This window comes from Streptomyces sp. NBC_00210 (assembly GCF_045160975.1).
Lineage (GTDB): Bacteria > Actinomycetota > Actinomycetes > Streptomycetales > Streptomycetaceae > Streptomyces.
Window position 1 is genome coordinate 8,578,596 of the sequence record NZ_CP108120.1, and the last position, 20,998, is coordinate 8,599,593.

Here is a 20,998-nt window from a genome sequence, read left to right on the forward strand (position 1 = left end):
ATCGAGCTGTTCCAATCACTCCACCGAGGGATGACGCGCGCGATACGGGAGTGTTAAATGCCCCGACGTCAACCTGGCAGCTCACTGACAGCAGCCAGAGAGCTTTACCAGGAGATCACCAAGGATCCGAGCGCCCGTCCGCTCGTGGTCGCCTCCTGGCAACGCTCGATGGAGTACCAGGTGAAGTCGAGCTGCATCGACGCTCCCTACCTCGAGAACCCCAATCTGGACAGCCCGCTCGCCAGAGCGGCGCTACCGATCCTGAACGGGCTGCACGAGCAACTGGCCGACGACCCGGTGTCCACGATGGTCACCGACCGCAACGGCGTGGTGCTGTCCCGCATGGTCTCCCACCAGGCTCTGACGACGCGGCTGAACCGAGTGCAACTGGCCCCGGGACACGTGTTCGCCGAGCGCTACGTAGGCACCAACGGCATCGGGACCGCACTGGCCAGCGGCCGCCCGGTCATGATCGCCGGAAGTCAGCACTACGTCGAGGCGCTGCGGGACTTCCACTGCGCGGCCGTGCCGATCCTGCATCCCACCCGGCGCACCCTGCTGGGAGCCTTCAACCTGACCACGGCCCGTCAGGGCTCAGCCGGCATGCTCATGGCCCTGGCCCGCTCTGTCGCGGGCCAGATCGAAAGTGAGATCGCCGCGATCAGCTCGCGACGGGAACGGGCCCTGTTCCAGGACTACATGGACGCATGCTCCTCGGTGCGCCCTGGACCCGTCCTGGCCATCAATCGCGATGTCGTCATGATGAACGAGCAGCTGAGATCGGCCGTGACAGGGACGGATCACTACGCGCTGCTCGACCACGCACGTGAGATCGCCGACGACCCCCGGTTCGAAGGGACCCGGAGCATCGCCCTCCCCTCCGGACGAGTCGCCGAACTCCGGGTCAGCCGTAGCCGGCGCGACGAAAGAGACGCGGGCACGATCTTCCGAGTCCGAGTCATCGGACGTCCCCAGCCCGGACCGGTCGTTTCCTCCGGACCTACGCGATCGGGCCTGGGCCTGGTGGGCTCCTCCCCGCAATGGCTGAGCGCGGTCGCCGAAACCGAGGCGGCGTTCGTCGCCGGGTCCTGGCTTCATCTCGTCGGCGAAGCCGGGGTCGGCAAGAGGGCGCTGATCGAGGCCATCCACCGGGCCCGCGGTGCCGGGCGTCGACTCGAGAGGACGGAGGCGCCGCTGTCGGAGTCACCGCACGCCGCCGAGCACTGGCTGGGCAACGTCCGCGAGCTGCTGGCCGAGCCGTCGAACGTGGTCGTCCTGCGGGATGTCCACCTCCTGGGCGACCACCTGCGCCGGCAGCTGCGAAGCCTCCTGACGCAGCTCGACGGGACAGCCACCGGGCAACTGATCATGACCAGCCAGCCGTCCATGGTCATGACTGAGGACGAGCTCGACCGTCTGTGCGGCGCCTCGGTGGAGGTGCCGCCGCTGCGCCATCGCTATGGAGACATCGAGCACCTGGTCCGGTTCTTCCTGCTCAAATATCGGCCGAGCGGAGAGAGCAGCTGCTCCCCGGATGCGCTGGCGATGCTGCAGCGCTGCTCCTGGCCGGAGAATGTCCGGCAACTCGAGTCGGTGATCCGTGGACTGGCACGGCGGCCGTCCGTCCGGATCCTGCGGGTGGAGGATCTCCCGCCGGAATGCCGGGTGTCCTCGCACAAGGTCCTGACCACCATCGAAGCGCTGGAACGGGATGCCATTCTCCGCGGGCTGATGGACCGCAACTCCAACGTCCAGCGCACCGCACAGGATCTCGGTATCTCCCGCGCCACCATGTACCGCAAGATGCGCCGTTACGGGATCGTCCCGTCGAGCCTCACCTGAAGGTTGTCGTAAGGGATCTTGGAATCGGGGAGAGATTCGGCCGTGGTGCGGTACAGATCGCGTATCAAGGCGATCTCGGCTCCGTGGTGCAGGACTTCCCGGTTGACCCACCACACGATGGCGATGAACGGCTCGTCCGGGCTCACTGCCGTGGGTCGTGTCTCGTTTGGTGACCCTCAGCCCTCGGTGATACGGCTCTGCCGGAGACCAACCAGCTGCGTCCGTCGCGGTGGGCGGACGTCGAGCGGCGTGTTGCGCCCGGAAGGCTGCTGGGCGTGGCCGGGTTCAATAGGCTCACAGCATCACCCTGGTCTTTTGCACCGGACACTCTGTGGCGCGGCGAAGCGACCGGTCCGGGGCCGAGCCAGTCTTGGTCGTGCACCAGTACCAGCGGGAGAACATCGGTACCCGAGTAGAGGTGGTGTCTGGCAATGGACCAGCGGGTGACGGTGCTCAGCGACAGCCGGGATGATCCGTTCGCTCTGCACCTGGCCGCCTCGGCGGTGCTCGACGACCGGGGAACGGTGGTCGGATGGAGCCGGCGGGCCCAGGACCTGCTCGGCTACCCGGAGACAGCAGTGATCGGCCGTCCGGCGCTCGAAGACCTGGTCGATCCCCGCGACCTGCCGGCCGCAAAGGACGCCGTGGCGATGTGCAGGAGAGCCGGAGGCTGGTTCGGTGTCCTGGCGGTGCGGCACCGCAACGGGCGGTTCGTGGAGATGGGGTTCAGGGCACGTGCGCTCCTGCGCGACGGCGGTGTCCGAGAGTGGATTCTGGTCGGGGCGCCGGCCGCGGAGGTCCTCGAGTGGCAGAGGGACCGCGCGGTTCTCGACGGGTTGTTCCGCCGGTGCCCGATCGGTCTTGTCGTCCACAGTCCCGAGATGACGATTCTCCGCGTCAACCGGGCGATCGAACGGTTCACCGGCGTTCCGGCCGCCTCATTTCGGGGAGTGGGTACTGGCGCGTTGCTGGTTGCCGAGGACGCGCAGAAGGCCGTGGACCGGGTGCGCCAGGTGATGCAGACCGGAAGATCACTGTTCTCCACCGAGCAGTACGCCCGCCTGGAGCGGGATCCGGCACGAGAGCGGGCTGTGTCCGTCTCGGCCTTCCGGTTGGAGGATCCGTCCGGCCGGGTTCTGGGAGTGGCCGAGACCGTCGAGGACGTCACCGAACGCCATCGGGCTCGCCTTCGGCTGGCTCTCCTCGCCCAAGCCGGCGCCCGCATCGGAACCACACTCGATGTGCAGGAGACGGCCTGGGAGCTCGCTGATGTGATGGTTCCTCACCTCGCCGACCATGTATCAGTGGACATGTCGCAACCGGTGACGCGTGGTGAGGAGTCGGCGCCGGGCTTGACGGAGCCTCTCGTACGGGTGGCGGTCCGCAGCGTCCTGGCCCAGCAGCCCGAACTGCTGCAGCCGGGAGGGGAGCCCGTCGAGTTCGCACCGGACATGCCCCAAGCCAGGTGCCTGGCTGATGGGCGGGCAGTCCTGGAACCCGTGCTTCCGCCTGACTGGTTCTCCATGGAACCGCGCCAGGGCCAGCACGTTCCCGACCCGGGTGTCCATTCCCTGATCGTGGTGCCCCTGGCCGCACGGGGTCAGGTGCTGGGCGCGATGAGCCTGTGGCGCTCGCGGCGCCCCGATCCCTTCGAAGCGGACGACGTTACGCTGGCCCACGAAGTCGCCTCGCGCGCCGCCGTCAGCATCGACAACGCCCGGCGCTACACCCAGCAACAACAGACAGCCCTCACCTTGCAACGCAGCCTGCTGCCGAGGGCGGTACCGCATCAGTTGGCCGTTGAAGTGGCCCCTCGCTACTTTCCCGCCAAGGCGGCCTCGGGTCTGGGCGGCGACTGGTTCGATGTCATCCCTCTGTCCGGGGCCAGGGTCGCGCTCGTTGTCGGCGACGTGGTCGGCCACGGCCTCCACGCCTCAGCCACCATGGGCCGGCTGCGTACCGCCGTGCACACCCTTGCCAGCCTGGACCTGGAACCGGACGAGGTTCTCTCCCGCCTGGACGACCTGGTCAACCTGCTGGCCGCCGAACAAGAAGCAGTGGGGGAACGGCCCGTGGGCGAACAGGTCATCGGCGCCACCTGCCTGTATGCCCTCTACGACCCGGTCTCCCGGCTGTGCTCCGCCGCCCGCGCCGGCCACCCGCCACCGGTGGTGACCACCCCGGACGGAGAGGTGAGCCTGCTTGAGCTGCCCGCCGGCCCACCGCTCGGCCTGGGCGGCCTGCCGTTCGAGTCACGGGACATCGAACTGGCCGAGGGAAGCCTGCTCACCCTCTACACCAACGGACTCATCGGTGAACGCCACATCGATCTCGACACAGGTCTGGCACGGCTGTGCGCGGCGCTCACCCGCCCCGCCGACCCCCTGGAACGGACCTGTCAGGCGGTCGTGGACTCCCTCGTACCCGCTCACCCCGCCGACGACATCGCCCTGCTCATTGCCCGCACCCGTGTGCTGCCCCCGCAGAACGTCGCCTCCTGGCGACTTCCGCTGGACCCGACCTCCGCCGCCCAGGCCAGGACACTGACGACAGCCCAGCTGACCGAATGGGGCCTGGAGCACCTGACCTTCACCACCGAGCTCATCGCCAGCGAGTTGGTCACCAACGCCTACCGCTACGCCAGCGGCCCCGTGACCCTGCGACTCATCCGCGAACGATCTCTGATCTGTGAGGTCACCGACACAAGCCACACCTCACCGCATCTGCGCCGGGCACGCACCACCGACGAGGGCGGGCGTGGCCTGTTCCTGGTGGCCCAGATGACCGAGCGCTGGGGCACCCGCTATACCCGCGAGGGGAAGACCGTCTGGACCGAGCAGCCACTGCTGGGGCTGTAAATCGTCCGGCACGACGCAGACGCAGCGACGACCCGCGCATCCAGCCCATCCGCTCTATGGGGTTCCCCAAGACCGGCGGCCGCCCAGTGCCGCTCAGCGGGGGCACAACCGATGACCGACAAGCCTTGCGCGGTCTTTCTCCGTCAGCCCTGTAGACATCAGTGACTCTGAATGGAACGCTCGCTACAGAGAAGCAGGGGTGTCGCTGAGAGCGCTTCGTCCTGCCTGCGCAGCAGGGTTGACGCGCAGTTCGGTGGGCACGACCTGATCTCGGGCCGCGTGCGCAGCGGTGTTCGGCGGGGCCATCGGCGAGCCGGGGGTCTTCCTCCGCCCGTGCCGGTCGGATCGCGTCCGTCCGCCCTTTCCCGGCAGAACTCGCCGGTTTGAGCGCCAGTCAGCATTCCTTCGCGGACAGGAGTTCACCAGATGAGGAACCGAACCACCTTAGGCACGCTCGCCACTGTGGCACTCGCCATGGCGGCGAACTGGGGCACGCCCGCCTCCGTCGCTGCGGCCGAAGCCGCCGGACCGACCGGGTTCACCGTGGACACGACCTCCGACGCCGTGGACGCCGACCCGTCGGACGGGCTCTGTCGCACCGCGACCGGTACGTGCAGCCTCCGCGCGGCAGTGATGGCCGCAAACGCCAGACCGGGGAGCACAATCACGCTGCCCGCCGGCCGTTACCGGCTGACCATCCCGCCCAACCCCCTGCTGGTTGTTGGCTCGCACCCCGACCCGAGCACCGGCGACCTGAACGTCAACGCGCCCACCACGATCCTTGGGGCCGGCACCCGTGCCACGGTTATCGACGCCAACCGCATCGACCGGGCCTTCCGCATGCGAGCGGACACCCGGCTGTCCGACCTCACGATCACCGGAGGAGTCGCCAAGCAGCGCGAAGTTCCCATCACCGACACCGGTGGCGGCGGCATCGCCAACGACAAGAACATGACACTGAGGCGGGTTGCCGTGACCAGGAACTCCGCCGGATACGGCGGTGGCGTCTTCAACACCCCTGATTCGCACCTCAACCTGATCGAGAGCACCGTGAGCGGGAACATCGCAGGAGAAGCCGGAGGCATCAGGTTCGACGACAGCGGCACAGTCATCAACTCAACAATCGCCGACAACCACGTCACCGACCCCGGCGACCGTCCCGGCAGCCTGGGTGGCTACGGCGGAGGCGTGGACATCCGTGGCCTGGGGACGGTGGAGTTCCTCAACTCGACGATCACCGGCAACAGTTCGACCCACGGGGGCGGCGGAATCAATATTGCCCCCGCCTACCTGGACAGCCTGCCTGCGCCGATCAGAGACATCCTCGATCTGCCCCTGGGACATCTCACCCTGCAGAACTCGATCGTCGCAGGCAACGCCGGCGAGGGCACGTCCGGTGACTGCGAGAAAGCCTTCGCCGACATCGCATCGCATGGCCACAACATGGACGGTGACGGCAGTTGCCATCTCACCGCCGCGGGCGACCTGCCAAGCCGGACCCCGTTGGTCGGCCCTCTCGCCGACAACGGCGGGCCCACGGACACCAGTGCGCTGCTGCAAGGCAGTCCCGCCTTCGACGCAGCCGCCCACTGTCCCGCTACCGACCAACGCGGCATCACCCGTCCCCAGGGCGCCGCCTGCGATATCGGCGCCTACGAGCACAAGCAGTGACACCGGCAACCCGGCTGCCATGGGGCATCACATACGCGTTGACCGTGCGGTGCCTCCCGCCGCCGAAGGAGACCTCAAGGAAACCGAAGGAGACCGATGAGATCCCGCAGCGTGCGCCGTACCGCCACCCGCGCCGCGACCGCCGTCGCGGCCCTGCTGCTGTCGGTTGCGACACCCCCGCCTGCCTCCGCCGACTCCGGCCCCGACCCCCTGGTTGTGGCCACCGCGCACGGCTCGGTGCGCGGGGCGGCCGGTCTCAACGGCGGCCGGGTATTCCAGGGCATCCCTTTTGCCGCCTCCCCGACAGGAGAGCTTCGTTGGCGCCCGCCCCAGCCGACCGCACCATGGTCCGGCGTACGGAACGCCACCGCGCCGGCCAGCCCCTGCCCCCAGTTACCCCTGACGCTGCTCCCGGACGGTGGGCCAGTCCTGCCCGGTGACTCCAACCGGACCGGCAGTACCTCGGAGGACTGCCTGTACCTCAATGTGTGGACCCCGGCCCGCACCGGCGGCAGGTCCCGGCCCGTGCTGGTGTGGCTGCACGGCGGCGGCAACACCTACGGCGCCGGAAGCGACTACAACGGCGCGGCGCTGGCCGCCCGGGGCGTGGTCGTGGTCACGGTCAACTACTGTCTGGGAGCTCTGGGGTTTCTCGCCCACCCTGCCCTGTCCGACGAGAGCGCGGAGCATGCCTCGGGTGACTACGGCCTGATGGACCAGCAGGCCGCGCTGCGCTGGGTACGGCGCAACATCGGCGCGTTCGGTGGCGACCGGAACAGGGTTACCCTCGGCGGCCAGTCCGCCGGGTCCGTCGACACCTGCCTCCACATCACATCGCCGACCGCAAAGGGCCTGTTCCACCGAGCCGTCCAGCAGAGCGGCAGCTGCGTGGCCGACGACGCTCTCACCCCGCTCACCCTGGCCGCGGCCGAGAAGAAAGGGCAGAGCTTCGCGGCCTCGGTCGGCTGCGCCGAACCGTCCCGCGTAGCGGCCTGCATGCGCGCCCTTCCCACCACGGAGCTCATCCGCGGCGCCCCCGGGGCCGCGTCCCTGTGGGCAGCGAACACCGGGCCGGGCATACTTCCCATCCCGCCACGCGAGGCATGGGCTGCGGGGCGGGTGAACGCGGTCCCGACACTGAGCGGCAGCACCCACGACGAGTACCGGTACTTCACAGCCCTGTACGTGGACCTGCTCGGCGGCGGGCCACTCACGCCCCAGACTTACGCCGCCTTGATCAGGCTGCAGCATCCCGCCCGGGCGGACGCCGTCCTGGACACCTACCGTGCCTCCGCGTACCCCTCGCCCAACCTGGCCTATTCCGCCGTCGCCACCGACCAGCGGTTCGCCTGCCCGGCGAGAGCAGACAGCCGCCTGTACAGCGGCCGGACGCGCGTCTACGCCTACGAGTTCAGCGATCCGCAGGCACCGCCGTTCATCCCGGCGCCGCACACACCTCAGGGCGCTTTCCACGCCGCGGAACTGGCCTACCTGTTCCCGACGGATGCCCTGCCACCCCTGACTGCCGCCCAGCGTCAACTGTCCGCCACGATGGCCGGCTACTGGGCCAGGTTCGCCGCCACCGGCGACCCCAACGGGCCGGGCGCCCCCATCTGGCCGCGCTACACCCCCGACCACGACCGTATCCAGGTGCTGGCCCCGGACCGGCCCGCTCCCACCACCGGCTTCGCTGCCGACCACCGCTGCGCCTTCTGGCAGCCCTCCAGCACCTCCTGACGGGCACGTCTCGCCAGGACGGGCGCCGGGCGTTGCGGTACGGGAAAGCGTGTCTGCCCCGGCGGGGCCTACCGGTTCGCGACACGTCCAGGACTCGAGTCCGCCGTGGATGCCATCCCCAGGGGAACGCCGTGGTGTGCCGCGAGGGCCAGCAACGCGACACGCAGCGGCTCTGTCTCCAGGGCAGTGGTGGGATCGAACCACCGGGCGATGGCGGTTCCGCTCGCCGTTCTGAGGGTGAAGCGGGCGAGTTCCTGCCGCACTTCAGGGCGGTCGGACAGATCGAAGACTACGCTCAGGGAGTCCTGCGTCCATGCCGTCAGGGCGGCTCGGTAGTGGTGCAACTCGGCCACGGCCGCCGTGCTGGCGTTCTGCTGCAACATGCCCAGTCCAAGCAGCAGCTTCAGCCCGTGCGGGTGGCGTTGGAATCCGTCTCTGACTGCTTTCAGAAAGTTGTCCAGCCGCTGTGCAACGTCTGCGCCGGGTACCTCAACCGGGGGCAGTGCCGCCAACAAGGCGATCCTGGCGCGTTCGAGCACCGCGACGTAGATGCCGTCCTTGCTGCCGAAATGCCAGTAGATGGAGCTGGCGGGCAGATTGCATGCGGCGGAGATCATCGAAATGGAGGTGGCGGCGTAGCCGTGCAGCGACATCAACTCGGTGGCGGTGTCGAGAATCAGGTCGCGGGACCGCATGCCGCGGTCATGGGCCGGTGCCTCCGTCATGCCCTGACTCTAGACGAGTAGTTCCCGTCTGTTCAGTGATCGAATGCGACCGCAGTTCCGCCCGCGGAGTAGGCCACGAGCTCGTACGGCGTGAGCAGGGGCGCAGCCGAGCGGCTGCGCCCCTGCGTCGTCCGGGCGCGCGGGGGGCCGCGGACACCTCGCCGGCGTCCGGTTCGCGGCCCCCTCAGATGCGGGCGAAGACGTTGACCACTACTCCGATGTAGAGAATGACAAGGATGGTCCAGAAGGTGTAGACGATGCCGGGGTGCCGGATGTAGAGAGGTATCCGGATCGTCGGGTAACGCCCCCGCAGCTCACGTGGAGTCGGCATGCCCCCGGGCTGCTCCTGAAGAGCCGCTTTACGCCACACCCTGTCGAGTTCGGCTGCACGCCACTGCCGCGGATTGAGCATCACGGCGGCACGGTCGTCACCCACGATGATCACCGCTCCGGCGATGCCGCTCGAGTCGATATGTGTCCGGACCAGGAAGCCGGGTCCTTCGATGATGGTCAGCCGCCGCGCCCAGTTGCGCACCAGGACGATGCCGTCCACGAGTGACACGTACGAGTTCATGGTGTGCAGGACTGCGTAGGTCACGTACCACAGGAACGGGAGCGCGACGAGGACGATGACCGCCGGTACGGCCGTCGGCCCGAGCCCCTCACTGGTGCCGCGCCCGCCCGCGAGCATGAGCGTCAAGCCGATGCCCGGCAGGATGGCGGCCGGTACGATCGCCAGTGCCACGCGGCCGAAACGGCTCTTGTCCGGGGATACGACAAGCTCTGGGTAACGGTCACTCATGTCTGTCACCCCGTCTCTCGACAGGCCGCGAGAAAACGCCGATTGTCACTGACACCCTCCGCCCCCCAACTCCGCCTTACTCCTCTTCACTCCGGACCCCCTCCTGCACTCCTTCATTGGATCCCGGTGAGGTACCCAGCCCCGATCGGCCACAACCGCCTTGCCTTTCAACGGCGTTGACGGTGCTGCACCGGACCGGTCCAAAGCGTGTTGCAGAAGGCTACCGTCGGCCGTCAGCAGACGGTGTACACATATCGGCGTCGAGGCAACTTCATGGCGAGAGGCGCTCCGGCTCCGTTGCGCGGGGAAGCCGGATGGTGAACACCGCCCCGGCGCCGGGCTCGCTGTCGGCGGTGACGGTTCCACCGTGCGCCTCGACGAGCTGGCGGACGATGGACAGGCCCAGTCCGCTGCCGCCGGTGCGCCTGCTGCGCGACTTCTCGGCCCGCCAGAAACGCTCGAAGACGTGGGGGAGGTCCTCGGGCGCGATGCCGCCGCCAGTGTCCTCCACCGTGAGCACCGCCAAGTCACCGGTCTGCTTGGCGGTGAGCGTGACCGTGCCGTTCTGGGGGGTGTGCCGGAGCGCGTTGGCGAGGAGATTGCCCAGTGCCTGGCGCATCCTCACAGGGTCGGCATCCAGCCAGAGACCGGGGTCGGTGCGGGTGGACAGGCGGATGCCCGAGACCTCGGCGCGGGTGCTGTGGGCGGACACTACCTGGGCGGCGAGTTCGGCCACGTCCACCGGCTCGCGGTGCAGCCTCAGGGTGCCGGAGTCGACGGCCGCGAGGTCCTGCAGATCGTCGATGATGTGTTGGAGCAGCAGTGCTTCGTCGTGCAGGGAAGCGATGAGGTCCGGGTCCGGGGCGAGCAGCCCGTCGCGGGTGACTTCCAGCCAGCCGCGGATATTGGTCAGCGGGGTTCGCAATTCGTGGGCGATGTCGCTGACCATGGCCTTGCGCTGGGCTTCCATCTGTTCGCGGCGCGCGGTGAGATCGTTGAGGGCGGCGGCGAGGTATCCGGTCTCGTCCTTGGTAGTGACGGCAACACGCGCGTGCCGCTGCGGTGGCTGCTGGGCTGCGGCCGTCAGTGCGCGCAGGGGACGGACGAGGCGGATCGCGACGACTGCGGTCAAGGCGACGGTGATGGCCAGGACGAGCCCCGTGACGCCGACAATCTTGGCCTTGTTGGCGGGGGAGAGGTCGAAACCCGCAGGCTGCTGGCCTTGGCTGCCCAGATAGAGTCTGGCCCTTGGGGCTACGTACGGGTCGAGTTGTGCGCGGCGCGCGCTCTCGACACAGTTCTGTGTCCGCTGGCCGCCGCCCAGCCGACGGGCTATGTCGCTCGCCTGGGCGTTGGAGCCGGGAACAAAATCAGTGCCTGCTGCGGCCACCGGGATTCCTCGCCACGGCTCGAGACCGGGGCAGGAAACGATCAGGGCGTTGAGTTCGCGCAGTGCCTTCTCCTCCGTGCGCGTGGCCGTGGTGAGTTCTGCGTCGGCGCACGGCAACGGCACGGATGCCTCCCCGTCGTGGGGTATGACCACCGTGCGGCCGCTGGGGCTCTGGCGACTGCTGCCGTTGCTTCCGCCCCGCCGCATGCACGCCAGGCGCTTCTCGGCGGCCGCCTTCACCTGTGCCCGTTCGGCCGCGGGGAGAAGATACGGTCCCACCGCCCGCGGGTCGATCCCGGCGAGCTGGGCCCCCGGTTCGGTGTACGTGTCGGTGTTCAGCGGCTCGACGGTGGCCGAGGCGCGGGCGGGCAGGGCGGTACCCGGGGCGGCGGAGTCGGCGATGGTGTATCCGGTCTCGGTCGTCAGGGCGATGCGCCGGCCCATGGTGTGTGACAGCGTGCGCACCAAGGTGTGCACGCCGTCCCAGTCGGCGTGGGTCGCGGCGAAGCCGCTGAGCTGCCGCAGGATGTCGGTGTCGTCGGAGAGCACCTGACCGCGCTCCTCCTGGATGGCACGCGTGGTGGTCTCCACGGCCAGCCAGGACGTGGCGCCCACGGAGACGACGGTGATCGCCATGGAGGTGAGCACAAGCCGTACGAGCAGGCTCTTGCGCCAGGGAATACGAGGACTAGGCGTCATGGCGGCCGTCGACAAGTTTGTAGCCGACGCCGAAGACCGTCAGCAGCCGCACGGGTCTGCGCGGGTCGGGCTCGATCTTCTTGCGCAGGTTCATGATGTGTACGTCGATGGCGCGTTCGGTGGAGGCGCGGTCGTGGCCGCGGGTGTACTGCAGCAGTTGACGGCGCGAGAACAGGCGGTCGGGTTCTGCGGTCATGGCGTGGAGGATGGCGAACTCGCCAGGGGTGCAGGTAACGGGGTTGCCGTCACAGGTCACCAGGTGCCCTATGGGATCGACAGTGATACAGCCCGCGCGCTGCAAAGGGGAGTTCCGCGCGGGGGCCATGGAACGGCGCAGCACGGTGCGTATGCGGGCCATCAGCTCCCGTGGGCTGTACGGCTTCGTCATGTAGTCGTCCGCGCCGAGTTCGAGGCCGAGCAGCACGTCGTCTTCGGTGGAGCGGGCGGTGAGCATGAGAACGGGTACGTCCCCGTCCCGGCGCAGCACGCGGCACACGCCGAAACCGTCGACCCTGGGCAGCATCAGGTCCAGGACGACCAGATCGGGTCTGCGGCTCTGGGCCTCGTCGATCGCGGCCCGGCCGTCGTGGACCACGACTGCGGTGTGACCCTCTTGAAGCAGCAGCCGGCGTATGAGGGTGGCCTGCATTTCATCGTCTTCCGCCACCAGAATATGTGCGCACACGCCACTGACTCTAAGCGCGCGGGATCGACGTCAGGCCGATGTGCGGGCCTTCCCACACCCTGACAAGTTCCTGATATGCGTGCGCCAGGCTGGCGCTGCCCTTGGTCGCGTTCGGCGTTGCCATCACGCCGGGCAGCTGCCGGGTGGGGCGGCAACGGCGAGCCGAAGAGCTGCGGCCGGGCCGCAGCCACGGCAGTGGTGGCGCCCGCCCCGATGAGTCGCGCGAGTGATGAGTCATGCGAACAGCGCCGAACCCACCACTCGTACCTGGGGCTGGGTTCCCTCCACTCGGTGGGCTACGCCACTCAACGCGTACGACGGAGACCCCATGCACCGAACCCGCCCCGCCCCGGCCCTCGCGGGCATCGGCCGGCGGCGCCTTCGCGCGGTCGTTCGGCCTGAACGCCGCCGACGGTCGCCAAGTTGTCCCTCGCCACTGCGGCCGGCCGGACCGTTGGCGGCGAACTCTCCCCGGACAAGAGGACATGGGCACCTCGCGTCCGTCTTCGTTGGCGGCCACCAGGCCGTCGAGGCTGCCATCGAGGTCAGCTCCAGCAGCGGACAGCCCGTCGTCGGTCACTGGTTCGGCACGCAGCGCCTCGATTTCCGTCCGCAGCAGTACTGGAAGGCCCACTCCACCGTCACTGTCAGCATCCGCATCGACGGGGGTCAAAGGTGCCGAGGGCGCTTTCGGCGAACAGAATCAAGACCCTCCCGACTCGGTGTTCGGCCGGTCCAACATCAGCCACGGCTGCGTGGGGCTGAACGACGCCCGGGGCGGCGGCGACCCCAGTCAGGACGGCGCCTGGTTCTACGACCACTCCCTCGTCAGTGACGTGGTCGTGGTGCAGAACTCGAACGACAAGACGATCGCCCCCGACAACGGCCTCAACGGCTGGAACATGGCGTGGGATCAGTGGAAGGCGGGCTCCGCACGCTGAGGCGGACGGTGCGGGAAGGGATGCCTGAAGCGATCTGCTACCGGCATCCCCCCTCGCAGCACACCCGATGCTGCCGCGAGCGTTGCCCTTCGTCTGCCCTGCGTGCCGGAGCTGACAAGTTCCTGACGTGTCTCATCAAGGCTCACGACATGGCTTCATCAACCAGTCGCTCCCCGCGACGGCGTCCCCGTGCGCCCTTCGGGAACCGTCAAGCGACCGCCTCCATAACTCCGGGCCTGAACCGACTGCGAATTCCGGCCGCCGTCCTGGCCCTGTCCGTAACCCTCACCGGATGCGGGGACATGCACTCAGGAACAGCTGACGACACCTCGTCGGCGGCCATCGGTGCGCTCGACGTACCAGGGACGGCGTCCGGCGCCCCCGGCACGACCCAGCCCAAACCCCGGCCGACACCGAAGCGACCGCCGCATCCGTCCCCGCGCAGCTGCCGGGCCTCGGCCCCCAGACGCTGGCCGAAATCCCCAAGAACGCGCGGCAGGTTGTCCTGGTCACCGGCCGGGGCAAGGACTCCCCGAAGTCGCAGGTGGTGCTGTACCGGCGCACGAGCGCGGGCTGGGAGCCGGGAGCCACTTGGCCCGCGCACAACGCTTTCAAGGGCTGGACGGACGACCACCAAGCCGGCGATCTCCACTCTCCCATCGGCGTGTTCACCCTCACCGATGCCGGTGGGCTGCTCGACGATCCCGGCACCAAGCTGCCGTACGACCAGTCACGGGGCTTCACCATCGGCGGCACGGGCTTCGAGGGCGAGCCGCTCGCCGGCTCCTTCGACTACGTCGTCGCGATCAACTACAACCGCAAAGCCGGAACCACCCCCCGCGACTGGACCCGCCCGCTCGGCGCGGACAAGGGCGGCGGCATCTGGCTGCATGTCGACCACGGTGGGCCTACGCACGGCTGCGTGAGCCTGGCGCGAAAACACATGAAGGAACTGCTGCTCACGCTCGATCCCGACCAGCAACCGGTGATCGTCATGGGAGACGCCGACTCCCTCAAACGCTGATGCGTGCTGCCGATGTCCAACAAGGTCGCATCCGTTCCCACCGCCTGACGCCTGCTGTCCGGCACAGACTCCGCCGCACGCGCCTGCGCTCGGCGAGGGCCGCCGCCCGGGGACGTCGTGGCTCGCGCGGCAGCAGTCCCAGTCTGGTACCGGCCGCCGCGGCGAACAGCGAAGATGCCTCGCCGTTCCGGGGTGGTGACGGTGCCGATGTGGCGTCTCTCAGGTGATCATCGCCTCCCGACATATAGACGCGTCGTCGCAGGTGGGTAGGCTCCGGCACCAACACTCGTACCAGGAGGAGTCGTCGTGCCCGAGCCGGAGAACACCAGCCTCAGGAATCAGGAGGAGGAGGCCGCGCGGTTGGGCTTCAGCCGGCGCCTTCCGGTTGACTGGCTGCGGGAGCACCTTGCAGCCACGGCGGTGCACCATCTATTTCCGATGCTGGTGCATCAGCTCAGTCACCGGCCAGAGGTGTCGCCGCAGTGGCGGTGCGAATTGTTGATGACGGTCCGGACCGGCGAGGAGATCCGAGGTTTCCTGGACGTGCTGCCCGCCACTTTCCGAGGACTGCCGGAGACGCTGGACGCGGCGGCGAAGACTGAGGTCGCCGACCGCATCAACCGGGCGATCTCCCAGCGGGAGTGGACCGAGCGGACGTGTTGATCCGCCCGACGCGGACGAGCCGGGCAGTCACGAACGGAACAGCCCACCCAGACCCACGCCGACCTAACGTAGTCCTACTCGGCGCCGAGCTGCTGGGCTGCGGAGCGCAGGCGCTTGCCCCGCTTGCCGGTCACCGACTTGACCGGGATCAGCACCGCCCACCACAGCTTCGCGCCGGTCGGGGAGACAAAGGCGAGCGGCACGGCGACGGCGAAGACCAGCACCGTCGACGCCAGATCGGCCACATCGTTGCGCGCGACGGGACCGGGAAGGGCCGTGCTACTCAGCCACGGGCGCTTCCACAGTACGACTGTCAGCGCGAGTTGTGCGGCACCCATGGCTGCGACGGCGCCGGAGTAGACGGCCACTGACTGCGGCTGGTCCCCGTACTCGGCCAGCAGGGTGGTAGGGAAGGGCATCAGGGCGATCAGCCCCAGGGTCAGCAGCCCGAGTCTGATGACTGTCCCATCCACCTCCCGCGTGTACCGGAAGATCTGGTGGTGGCCCCGCCAGAACGCGGCGATGACCAGAAAGCTGAGGGCGTACGCCCACACGTTGGGCATCACATCCCCCAGCGCGTGCTCGAAACCGGCGGGGTCCAACCCGGCGGGCAGCGTGATGTCCAGCGCCAGCAGCGTCATGGCGATGGCGAACACGCCGTCCGACAGCGCGAGGAGTCGGGCCACGCTTCCCTCGTCGTCCCGCACTCGCTGGTGGCCGTTCACAACCCCCACCCTAGGGTCAAATGCCCCTGAATACTCCGATTGATCCCTTGAACTTGGTGAGCCGCCATCAGTGAACGGAGCCTCCTCCGTTCGGTGTAGGACGGAGCCCGGGTTTCCGACCTCCGGATGGTGCGCCCGCCTCCCGTGGGCAGGCATCGTGGCTCCCTGTCGGGAATGTGCGACTGACATCCTTCGGAAGGGCCTTCATGACATTCGGCAATACCGCCCGCAAGACTGCTTTAGCGGCTACCGCTGCCCTGGCGATGACCGGAATTTGCGCCTCCACGTCCATGGCGGCGGAGGCCATGGGAGCGACCGCGGTCATCCGCACCTCCCGGTCCGCCGCGTATTGGTACCACGGGACGAATACGCTCCACGTCGGGGACTACAAGGCCGACGGCATCGGCGCCCGCGCCTATCTGACGTGGGGCGGAAACAAGGTGTCTGTGTACGCCAACGGCGAGAACAAGGGGCAGGACAAGCACCTCAGCATTCGCGAGGGCACCACCGTCTGGCTTCAGCTCTGCTACACGAGGGAAGGCAAGAACTACCAGTGCAGCGCCACCAAGAAGGGTGTCGCCTGATCGTCGCCGTCCATAGCCACGCTGTTGCTCTGCGCGTCCGGTACGAGCAACGGGCCCTGCAGGATGGCGTCGTCGTACAGCGCCTGCATCGTCCGACCGAGCATCCGCTGCTGGGCATCGGGGGTGCCACCGGTCGGGACGAGCAGATTGCGCAGCAACAGGGCCTCATGGCATCGACCGTGCGCACCCGCACCGACGAGTCCGAGGCTCTCCGGCTCGCCAGCGACGTGCGGTACCGCCTGGCGGCCGGTGTCTGGACCGCGGACCGCCGTGGGTGTTCACCCGCAAGATCCCCATGTGCAGCGCCCTCGAACACGCAGGTCAAGCACGTGATGCTCTAGACCGGTTGGCCCCCTGCACGGCGCGCCTCGGCCGTGCGGGCACCGGCCCGTGGAGGATCGATGGGGCGACGGCCCGGAAAGGAGCCGCTCGGTGCTGCCCCGCTCGGTGAAGAGGTTCGGCCATGAAACTGTTCGACGACCCGCTGTCCCAGAAGCACGCCGAGCGAGCGTTGGAGCTCATCAACCGCGGTGTCGCCGAGTACGGTGACCGCGCGCTCACCGCCTGGCAGATCGCCCCTAGCGACCGCGACGCACGACGCCGTGCCTGGCCGCCCACCGCTGTTCGCATGATCGCTGCGGCCACGCGATCGCTGTTCGACCAGCAAGTCCTCGACGGGCTCGACACCACCTTCGTCGCAGTCCCGGCAAGGAAATGAACAGGCAGCCAGGCGGCGAAGGCGGTGACACCCGTCGCGGCGGCCGCTACGGCGAGGCGGTGTTCCGACCGGAACAGGCAGGCGAGGACGACCGCATCGACCTCGGCGCACTCACCTACGACGATGCCACCCTGACGCGGCTGATGAAGCTGGGCGCCGGCCCGGGCTGGCACTGCCTGGACGTGGGCGCGGGAACGGGCACGGTCGCCCGCCTCCTCCTGCGCCAGGCCGATGTCACGGCCGTTGTCGCCGTCGACCGCGATGTGCGCTTCCTCACGGCCCACCCCCTGCCCGGACTCACCGCACTCGAGGCGGACATCACCGCCCCGGACTTCGTGCCGGGCCAGTTCCAGCTGGTCCACGCCCGGTTCGTCCTCATGCATCTGCGCTCCAGGCAGGAGATGCTCAACAAGCTCGGATCCCTGGTCGCTCCCGGCGGCGTACTGGTCCTCAGCGACGCGGTCGACCTGACCACCGCCACGGCCCCCACCACCCCGTACACGCAGGTGATGCGAGCCATGTGGCAGGGACTCAAGGACACCATCGGCACAGACATCTCCTGGGTGCCGGGATACCCCGAGCTGCTGCGGGCAGTGGGCCTCGAATCCGTAGCGGCCGAGATCCATGTGCCACCCCTGCTGCCCGGCAGCCCCATCAGCCGCTTCTGGGCCGGCACATGGGACCGAGCCCGGGACGCGATCGCGGCCACGGGTTTGGCCGACGGGCCGACCATCGACGCGGCGATCCGCTACCTGGACTCGCCCGACTGCGCCGCTCTCTCGCCGGGCATGCTCACCGCCTGGGGATGGAAACCGGAGGAAACCTCTGATGATGGCCGTCCCTGAACCTTCGGAGCTCGAACGGATCTGGGAGCTCCACACCAGCAGCGAGTTCACCACGCTCGACGTCGACGCGACCATGGCTACGATGACGGACACGCCCGTGGTGCTCCATGTGCCCACAGCCATGGGCGCCCGCGGCCGGGAACCCGTACGCGACTTCTACCGGCGCTGGTTCATCGGACAGAACCCCCAGGACTTCACGATCACGACGCTGAGCCGCACCCTTGGCCACAACCGCATCGTCGACGAAATGCTCGTCTCCTTCACCCACGACATCGAGGTCCCCTGGATCCTTCCGGGAGTCGCCCCCACCGGCCGGCCCGTCAGCATCGCCGTCATCGGAATCGTGTCCTTCGAGGGCTCCCTGATCTCGAGCGAGCACATCTACTGGGACCAGGCCGCGGTCCTCGGCCAGACGGGACTCATCCGGCCCGAGACCCTGGCTCCGCTCCCGGTCGTGCCGGACCAGCAGGCGACCCTGACCGACGGTCCCCTCAACCAGCTGACGAACGGCAGCAATTGACGGGACGCTAGTTCTCGGCCATTGCCAGAACTGCCTTTCGAGTTGCTTCAGAAGGTCGGCCACACCGTCCCGCGCGTGAAGCTCACTTCCGGCTTCCCGAGGAGACCGTCGCCTGTGCGCGGTACGCCGGGTTCTCACGGAGCCCGATCATGCTGTTTCCACGATCCAGTTGGGTTCGCCGCGCTTGACTGCCGCGAGGTCGGAGCCGACCGAATGGAGCCCGATGGCGTACATGCCGTCGTCCTCCGTCTCGCCCGGTGCCCACGAGCTGTAGGCGAGGCACGCGTTCTTCGCCATCTGTTGTGCGGTCGCCGCGAACTGCGGAGGGATCTGATACTGGACGGCCCCGGGCGCCGTTGGGCCCTGTTTGCGGCGTACCGCCCATCGGCAGTCCGGGAACCGCACCGGATCGGCGAGGTGAAGCTGCCGCAGGGCTCTGCCGAGAGTGGAATGGCACGGATCGGTGTCGCCCCACCACATCGTGCACAGCTCGGCGTTCGGGTACAGACCGGCGTAGCGGGTGATCAGTTCCCGCGCTCTGTGGACGTCGATTTTCGGCTGCCGCCAGTCCAGTTCCAGATGCAGATTTTCCGGGAGGATGCCGAGGGGGCCGCATGCCGCCTTCAGCTCCCTGTCCCGGGCTTTGGCGAAGGCGTTCGGGCTCATGGGGGTTAGATGGCCATAGCCCTCGCGTTCCGGATAGTGACGGCCCCAGTATTTGTTGGACACCTCGCCGTTCAGCGCGCGCCGGACCCTTGAGGCGGATCCGTCCGTGGCGAGGACGACATGTACCTCCCGCCCGGCGAGCGCGTGATGCGTCAAGATCTTCCACGCCCACAGCAGGCCGTCGTCCTGGTGGGGCTCGAACCAGATGAACGGGCGCCCGGTTGCGGATATGGGGTCGACAGGTGGGAACGACGCTACCGGGTGCACCCCGCCCTCAGGCCCCTCCTGCGCCCGCTTGCGACTCGTCTCGGCGGCCACCAAGGCGGCCGCGGGCGCGGCATTCGCACCCAGCCCCACAGCAGCAGCCGTGCGAAGCACCGACCGCCGGGACATCGCCCGCTTTTCGTCCATCAAGTCAACGCCCTTTCCTCTCCCGCGCATGAGGAGGGCGTTTCAGGTGACGAGGTTGGCTGCGGGACCGATCATGTGATGAAAATGATGCATTTGGCTGGTCGGATTCCTGCCAGGGGTAGTGACCCGCTCCCGGCTTCACCACGAGCGTGGCATCGGGGGACAGAGCCGCGAACTCGGCCGCCGACCGAGGGGGCTGTTCACGTCGAACTCTCCGGCGAGCAGCAGGACTGGTGCCTCGCAGCCCGCGAGCGCCGCACGAGTGGTTTCCGGATTGAAGGCACACCCGGCCACGAAGAAAGCTACAGCTTCCTCGTTGCTCGGCTGGCTGGCCACATGGTGCTTGTGTGTCGCTGCGTCCCAACGGCCCCAGTAGAAGGGAGCGGTGGCCTCCCAGTCGCTAACCCCGAGTGTCGGCGCCGCCCTCCGGCTGAGAAGATCGATGCGTACAGGCTAAGAGGAGGGAAGGCCCATGACCATCATTGTGCTGCTTGGCGTCCTGCTGCTCGTCATCGCGGGGTGCGTCTGCGTGGTGTGGGCGGCGAGGGGCGGCCCCCGATGGGTCCGCGTCGTGGCGACCGCGACGATCGCGGCGGGCGAACTGGTGAGGCGCTCCAACAAGCGCCGTCGCCGCGATGAGGGCCAGACCTCGTACCTGCAGGAGTGAACCCGGGCCCCTGCAGGGGCGAATGTCGCTTCATGAGAAGCGGGCATCCGCGTGAGGGGATGCGGGCCCGCCTCGCGGCAGATCGCTCGGCGCCCTGCCGGGGGACGAAGTCCGGTAGGGCTTTGCCGCGGCGGGTCAGGCGTCAGCTTGTGCTGACTGATTTTCAGCCTGTGAAGGTGCGGCCTGCTCCGGCATGTCAGGAGTGGTGTAGAAGACGGATGCGCCCTGCTTGGTGCGCTGAGCCCGGTTCTTGGCCACCAGTCCTTCGAGCGTGGTGCGCACGACGGTTGTCTTGACGCTGCGTTCGGGATGGGCCTGGCCGAGGGCTGTGGCGATCTCGGCCGCCGAGCGCGGTTCGTTCTGCTCGGCAAGGTGGCGGCGGACCAATTCGACGAGCGTCGGCAGTGCCGTCTGTGCGGCTGCGGCCTTGCCTGCGCGCTTCTCGGCTGCCGCCTTCCCGGCCGTGGGGCGAGGCGTCTCGGCGGTGGTCTTCTTCGTCCGTGCCCGTTTGCCTGGGCCGGACGTAGCAGCGGTCATTTTCCGGGGGGCGGGCACCGCGGCGCTGACGGAGGGGGCCGCAGGCTCAGCGGGAGCCGACGCCGGTGCTGGTGTCGCGTCGATCGCTTGCTGGATGCTGACCAGCACGGTGTGGTCGCGCTGGAGGGCTGCCAACTGCTCCTGCAGTGCGGCGATTTCTGCGCCGATTCGTTCCTGTTCCTTGGCGTTGCGTTCGAGGTCGGCGGTCACTTGAGCGGTGTACTGCGATGTGAGTTCGGTGGTGGAGGCGTTCTCAGACATGGGGTGTACAGCCTTTCCTCGATTCGA

The 20,998-nt window shown here is 68.3% G+C and carries 20 protein-coding genes and 1 pseudogene; 12 read left to right on the top strand and 9 right to left on the bottom strand.

The genetic code is table 11. The features are described 5' to 3' along the window. Positions 1–57 precede the first annotated feature (57 nt). Complete coding sequence (locus tag OG729_RS38470; RefSeq protein WP_405810761.1) at positions 58–1,842, top strand: sigma-54-dependent Fis family transcriptional regulator; 1,785 nt, start codon at positions 58–60, stop codon at positions 1,840–1,842. Here the strand turns inward: OG729_RS38470 and OG729_RS38475 are convergent. Next, entirely contained in the window at positions 1,812–1,988 is a 177-nt protein-coding gene (locus OG729_RS38475; RefSeq protein WP_405811475.1) for a hypothetical protein, read from the bottom strand. The two genes, OG729_RS38470 and OG729_RS38475, sit on opposite strands and share 31 nt — an antisense overlap. A gap of 285 nt (positions 1,989–2,273) precedes the next feature. Here OG729_RS38475 and OG729_RS38480 point away from each other — a divergent pair, with 285 nt between their 5' ends. From OG729_RS38480 to OG729_RS38490, 3 genes are all read left to right on the top strand, one after another. Continuing rightward, on the top strand, positions 2,274–4,700 hold the full coding sequence (locus tag OG729_RS38480) for a SpoIIE family protein phosphatase (RefSeq protein ID WP_405810762.1): 2,427 nt from the start codon (positions 2,274–2,276) through the stop codon (positions 4,698–4,700). 426 nt (positions 4,701–5,126) lie between these two features. Continuing rightward, complete coding sequence (locus OG729_RS38485) at positions 5,127–6,371, top strand: choice-of-anchor Q domain-containing protein (protein ID WP_405810764.1); 1,245 nt, start codon at positions 5,127–5,129, stop codon at positions 6,369–6,371. A gap of 96 nt (positions 6,372–6,467) precedes the next feature. Next, a complete protein-coding gene (locus OG729_RS38490; protein ID WP_405810766.1) occupies positions 6,468–8,108 on the top strand; it encodes a carboxylesterase/lipase family protein in 1,641 nt (546 codons plus the stop codon). Between the two features lie 68 nt (positions 8,109–8,176). Here the strand turns inward: OG729_RS38490 and OG729_RS38495 are convergent, their stop codons facing one another. The 4 genes from OG729_RS38495 to OG729_RS38510 all read right to left on the bottom strand — a co-directional run bounded on the left by OG729_RS38495 (position 8,177) and on the right by OG729_RS38510 (position 12,409). Next, complete coding sequence (locus tag OG729_RS38495) at positions 8,177–8,833, bottom strand: TetR/AcrR family transcriptional regulator (RefSeq protein ID WP_405810767.1); 657 nt, start codon at positions 8,831–8,833, stop codon at positions 8,177–8,179. Between the two features lie 184 nt (positions 8,834–9,017). Then, positions 9,018–9,635 (bottom strand): hypothetical protein, encoded by a 618-nt coding sequence (locus OG729_RS38500; RefSeq protein ID WP_360874930.1) that lies wholly within the window; start codon positions 9,633–9,635, stop codon positions 9,018–9,020. 271 nt (positions 9,636–9,906) lie between these two features. Beyond that, positions 9,907–11,724 carry a sensor histidine kinase gene (locus tag OG729_RS38505; RefSeq protein ID WP_405810769.1) on the bottom strand — a complete coding sequence of 606 codons (1,818 nt, stop codon included), beginning with the start codon at positions 11,722–11,724 and terminating at the stop codon, positions 9,907–9,909. Continuing rightward, on the bottom strand, positions 11,714–12,409 hold the full coding sequence (locus OG729_RS38510; RefSeq protein WP_405810771.1) for a response regulator transcription factor: 696 nt from the start codon (positions 12,407–12,409) through the stop codon (positions 11,714–11,716). The genes OG729_RS38505 and OG729_RS38510 overlap by 11 nt, the downstream gene beginning before the upstream one ends. Before the next feature lie 520 nt (positions 12,410–12,929). Between OG729_RS38510 and OG729_RS38515 the strand changes: the two are divergent. The 3 genes and pseudogenes from OG729_RS38515 to OG729_RS38525 all read left to right on the top strand — a co-directional run. After that, positions 12,930–13,350: pseudogene (locus OG729_RS38515) on the top strand (Ig-like domain-containing protein); the annotation flags it as partial. Positions 13,351–13,894: 544 nt separating this feature from the next. Beyond that, a complete protein-coding gene (locus tag OG729_RS38520) occupies positions 13,895–14,374 on the top strand; it encodes a L,D-transpeptidase family protein (RefSeq protein WP_405810772.1) in 480 nt (159 codons plus the stop codon). A 306-nt stretch (positions 14,375–14,680) separates the two neighbouring features. Beyond that, positions 14,681–15,037, top strand: coding sequence for a hypothetical protein (locus OG729_RS38525; protein WP_405810773.1), 357 nt, complete (start codon positions 14,681–14,683; stop codon positions 15,035–15,037). A 74-nt stretch (positions 15,038–15,111) separates the two neighbouring features. Here the strand turns inward: OG729_RS38525 and OG729_RS38530 are convergent, their stop codons facing one another. Beyond that, a complete protein-coding gene (locus OG729_RS38530) occupies positions 15,112–15,762 on the bottom strand; it encodes a TMEM175 family protein (RefSeq protein ID WP_405810775.1) in 651 nt (216 codons plus the stop codon). A 206-nt stretch (positions 15,763–15,968) separates the two neighbouring features. On the opposite strand from OG729_RS38530, the gene OG729_RS38535 reads away from it, so the two are divergent. Next, the gene (locus tag OG729_RS38535; RefSeq protein ID WP_360874914.1) at positions 15,969–16,346 is read left to right on the top strand and encodes a hypothetical protein; all 378 of its coding nucleotides are present in this window, start codon (positions 15,969–15,971) and stop codon (positions 16,344–16,346) included. Here the strand turns inward: OG729_RS38535 and OG729_RS38540 are convergent. After that, entirely contained in the window at positions 16,310–16,504 is a 195-nt protein-coding gene (locus tag OG729_RS38540; protein ID WP_360874911.1) for a hypothetical protein, read from the bottom strand. The genes OG729_RS38535 and OG729_RS38540 overlap by 37 nt on opposite strands. Positions 16,505–16,809: 305 nt before the next feature. Between OG729_RS38540 and OG729_RS38545 the strand changes: the two genes are divergently transcribed. From OG729_RS38545 to OG729_RS38555, 3 genes are read left to right on the top strand one after another with little or no spacing between them, the layout of a single operon-like run. After that, positions 16,810–17,064: a hypothetical protein gene (locus tag OG729_RS38545; protein WP_405810777.1), complete on the top strand. Its 255-nt coding sequence runs from the start codon at positions 16,810–16,812 to the stop codon at positions 17,062–17,064. After that, a complete protein-coding gene (locus OG729_RS38550) occupies positions 17,061–17,909 on the top strand; it encodes a class I SAM-dependent methyltransferase (protein WP_405810778.1) in 849 nt (282 codons plus the stop codon). Before OG729_RS38545 ends, OG729_RS38550 begins: the two co-directional genes overlap by 4 nt. After that, on the top strand, positions 17,893–18,429 hold the full coding sequence (locus OG729_RS38555; RefSeq protein WP_405810780.1) for a nuclear transport factor 2 family protein: 537 nt from the start codon (positions 17,893–17,895) through the stop codon (positions 18,427–18,429). The genes OG729_RS38550 and OG729_RS38555 overlap by 17 nt, the downstream gene beginning before the upstream one ends. Before the next feature lie 147 nt (positions 18,430–18,576). Here the strand turns inward: OG729_RS38555 and OG729_RS38560 are convergent, their stop codons facing one another. Beyond that, positions 18,577–19,506 (bottom strand): PIG-L family deacetylase, encoded by a 930-nt coding sequence (locus OG729_RS38560; protein ID WP_405810781.1) that lies wholly within the window; start codon positions 19,504–19,506, stop codon positions 18,577–18,579. Positions 19,507–19,978: 472 nt separating this feature from the next. Here OG729_RS38560 and OG729_RS38565 point away from each other — a divergent pair, with 472 nt between their 5' ends. Next, on the top strand, positions 19,979–20,173 hold the full coding sequence (locus OG729_RS38565) for a hypothetical protein (RefSeq protein ID WP_360874896.1): 195 nt from the start codon (positions 19,979–19,981) through the stop codon (positions 20,171–20,173). 135 nt (positions 20,174–20,308) lie between these two features. Here OG729_RS38565 and OG729_RS38570 read toward each other — a convergent pair whose 3' ends face one another. Continuing rightward, entirely contained in the window at positions 20,309–20,971 is a 663-nt protein-coding gene (locus OG729_RS38570; protein ID WP_360874893.1) for a hypothetical protein, read from the bottom strand. Positions 20,972–20,998 lie beyond the last annotated feature (27 nt).

Coding starts and splice junctions, on each gene's coding strand:
- OG729_RS38480 (WP_405810762.1), top strand. CDS start 2,274: ATGGACCAGCGGGTGACGGTGCTCAGCGACAGCCGGGATGATCCGTTC.
- OG729_RS38565 (WP_360874896.1), top strand. CDS start 19,979: ATGACCATCATTGTGCTGCTTGGCGTCCTGCTGCTCGTCATCGCGGGG.
- OG729_RS38545 (WP_405810777.1), top strand. CDS start 16,810: ATGAAACTGTTCGACGACCCGCTGTCCCAGAAGCACGCCGAGCGAGCG.
- OG729_RS38555 (WP_405810780.1), top strand. CDS start 17,893: ATGATGGCCGTCCCTGAACCTTCGGAGCTCGAACGGATCTGGGAGCTC.
- OG729_RS38470 (WP_405810761.1), top strand. CDS start 58: ATGCCCCGACGTCAACCTGGCAGCTCACTGACAGCAGCCAGAGAGCTT.
- OG729_RS38485 (WP_405810764.1), top strand. CDS start 5,127: ATGAGGAACCGAACCACCTTAGGCACGCTCGCCACTGTGGCACTCGCC.
- OG729_RS38495 (WP_405810767.1), bottom strand. CDS start 8,833: ATGACGGAGGCACCGGCCCATGACCGCGGCATGCGGTCCCGCGACCTG.
- OG729_RS38560 (WP_405810781.1), bottom strand. CDS start 19,506: ATGGACGAAAAGCGGGCGATGTCCCGGCGGTCGGTGCTTCGCACGGCT.
- OG729_RS38500 (WP_360874930.1), bottom strand. CDS start 9,635: ATGAGTGACCGTTACCCAGAGCTTGTCGTATCCCCGGACAAGAGCCGT.
- OG729_RS38505 (WP_405810769.1), bottom strand. CDS start 11,724: ATGACGCCTAGTCCTCGTATTCCCTGGCGCAAGAGCCTGCTCGTACGG.
- OG729_RS38535 (WP_360874914.1), top strand. CDS start 15,969: ATGACATTCGGCAATACCGCCCGCAAGACTGCTTTAGCGGCTACCGCT.
- OG729_RS38550 (WP_405810778.1), top strand. CDS start 17,061: ATGAACAGGCAGCCAGGCGGCGAAGGCGGTGACACCCGTCGCGGCGGC.
- OG729_RS38490 (WP_405810766.1), top strand. CDS start 6,468: ATGAGATCCCGCAGCGTGCGCCGTACCGCCACCCGCGCCGCGACCGCC.
- OG729_RS38570 (WP_360874893.1), bottom strand. CDS start 20,971: ATGTCTGAGAACGCCTCCACCACCGAACTCACATCGCAGTACACCGCT.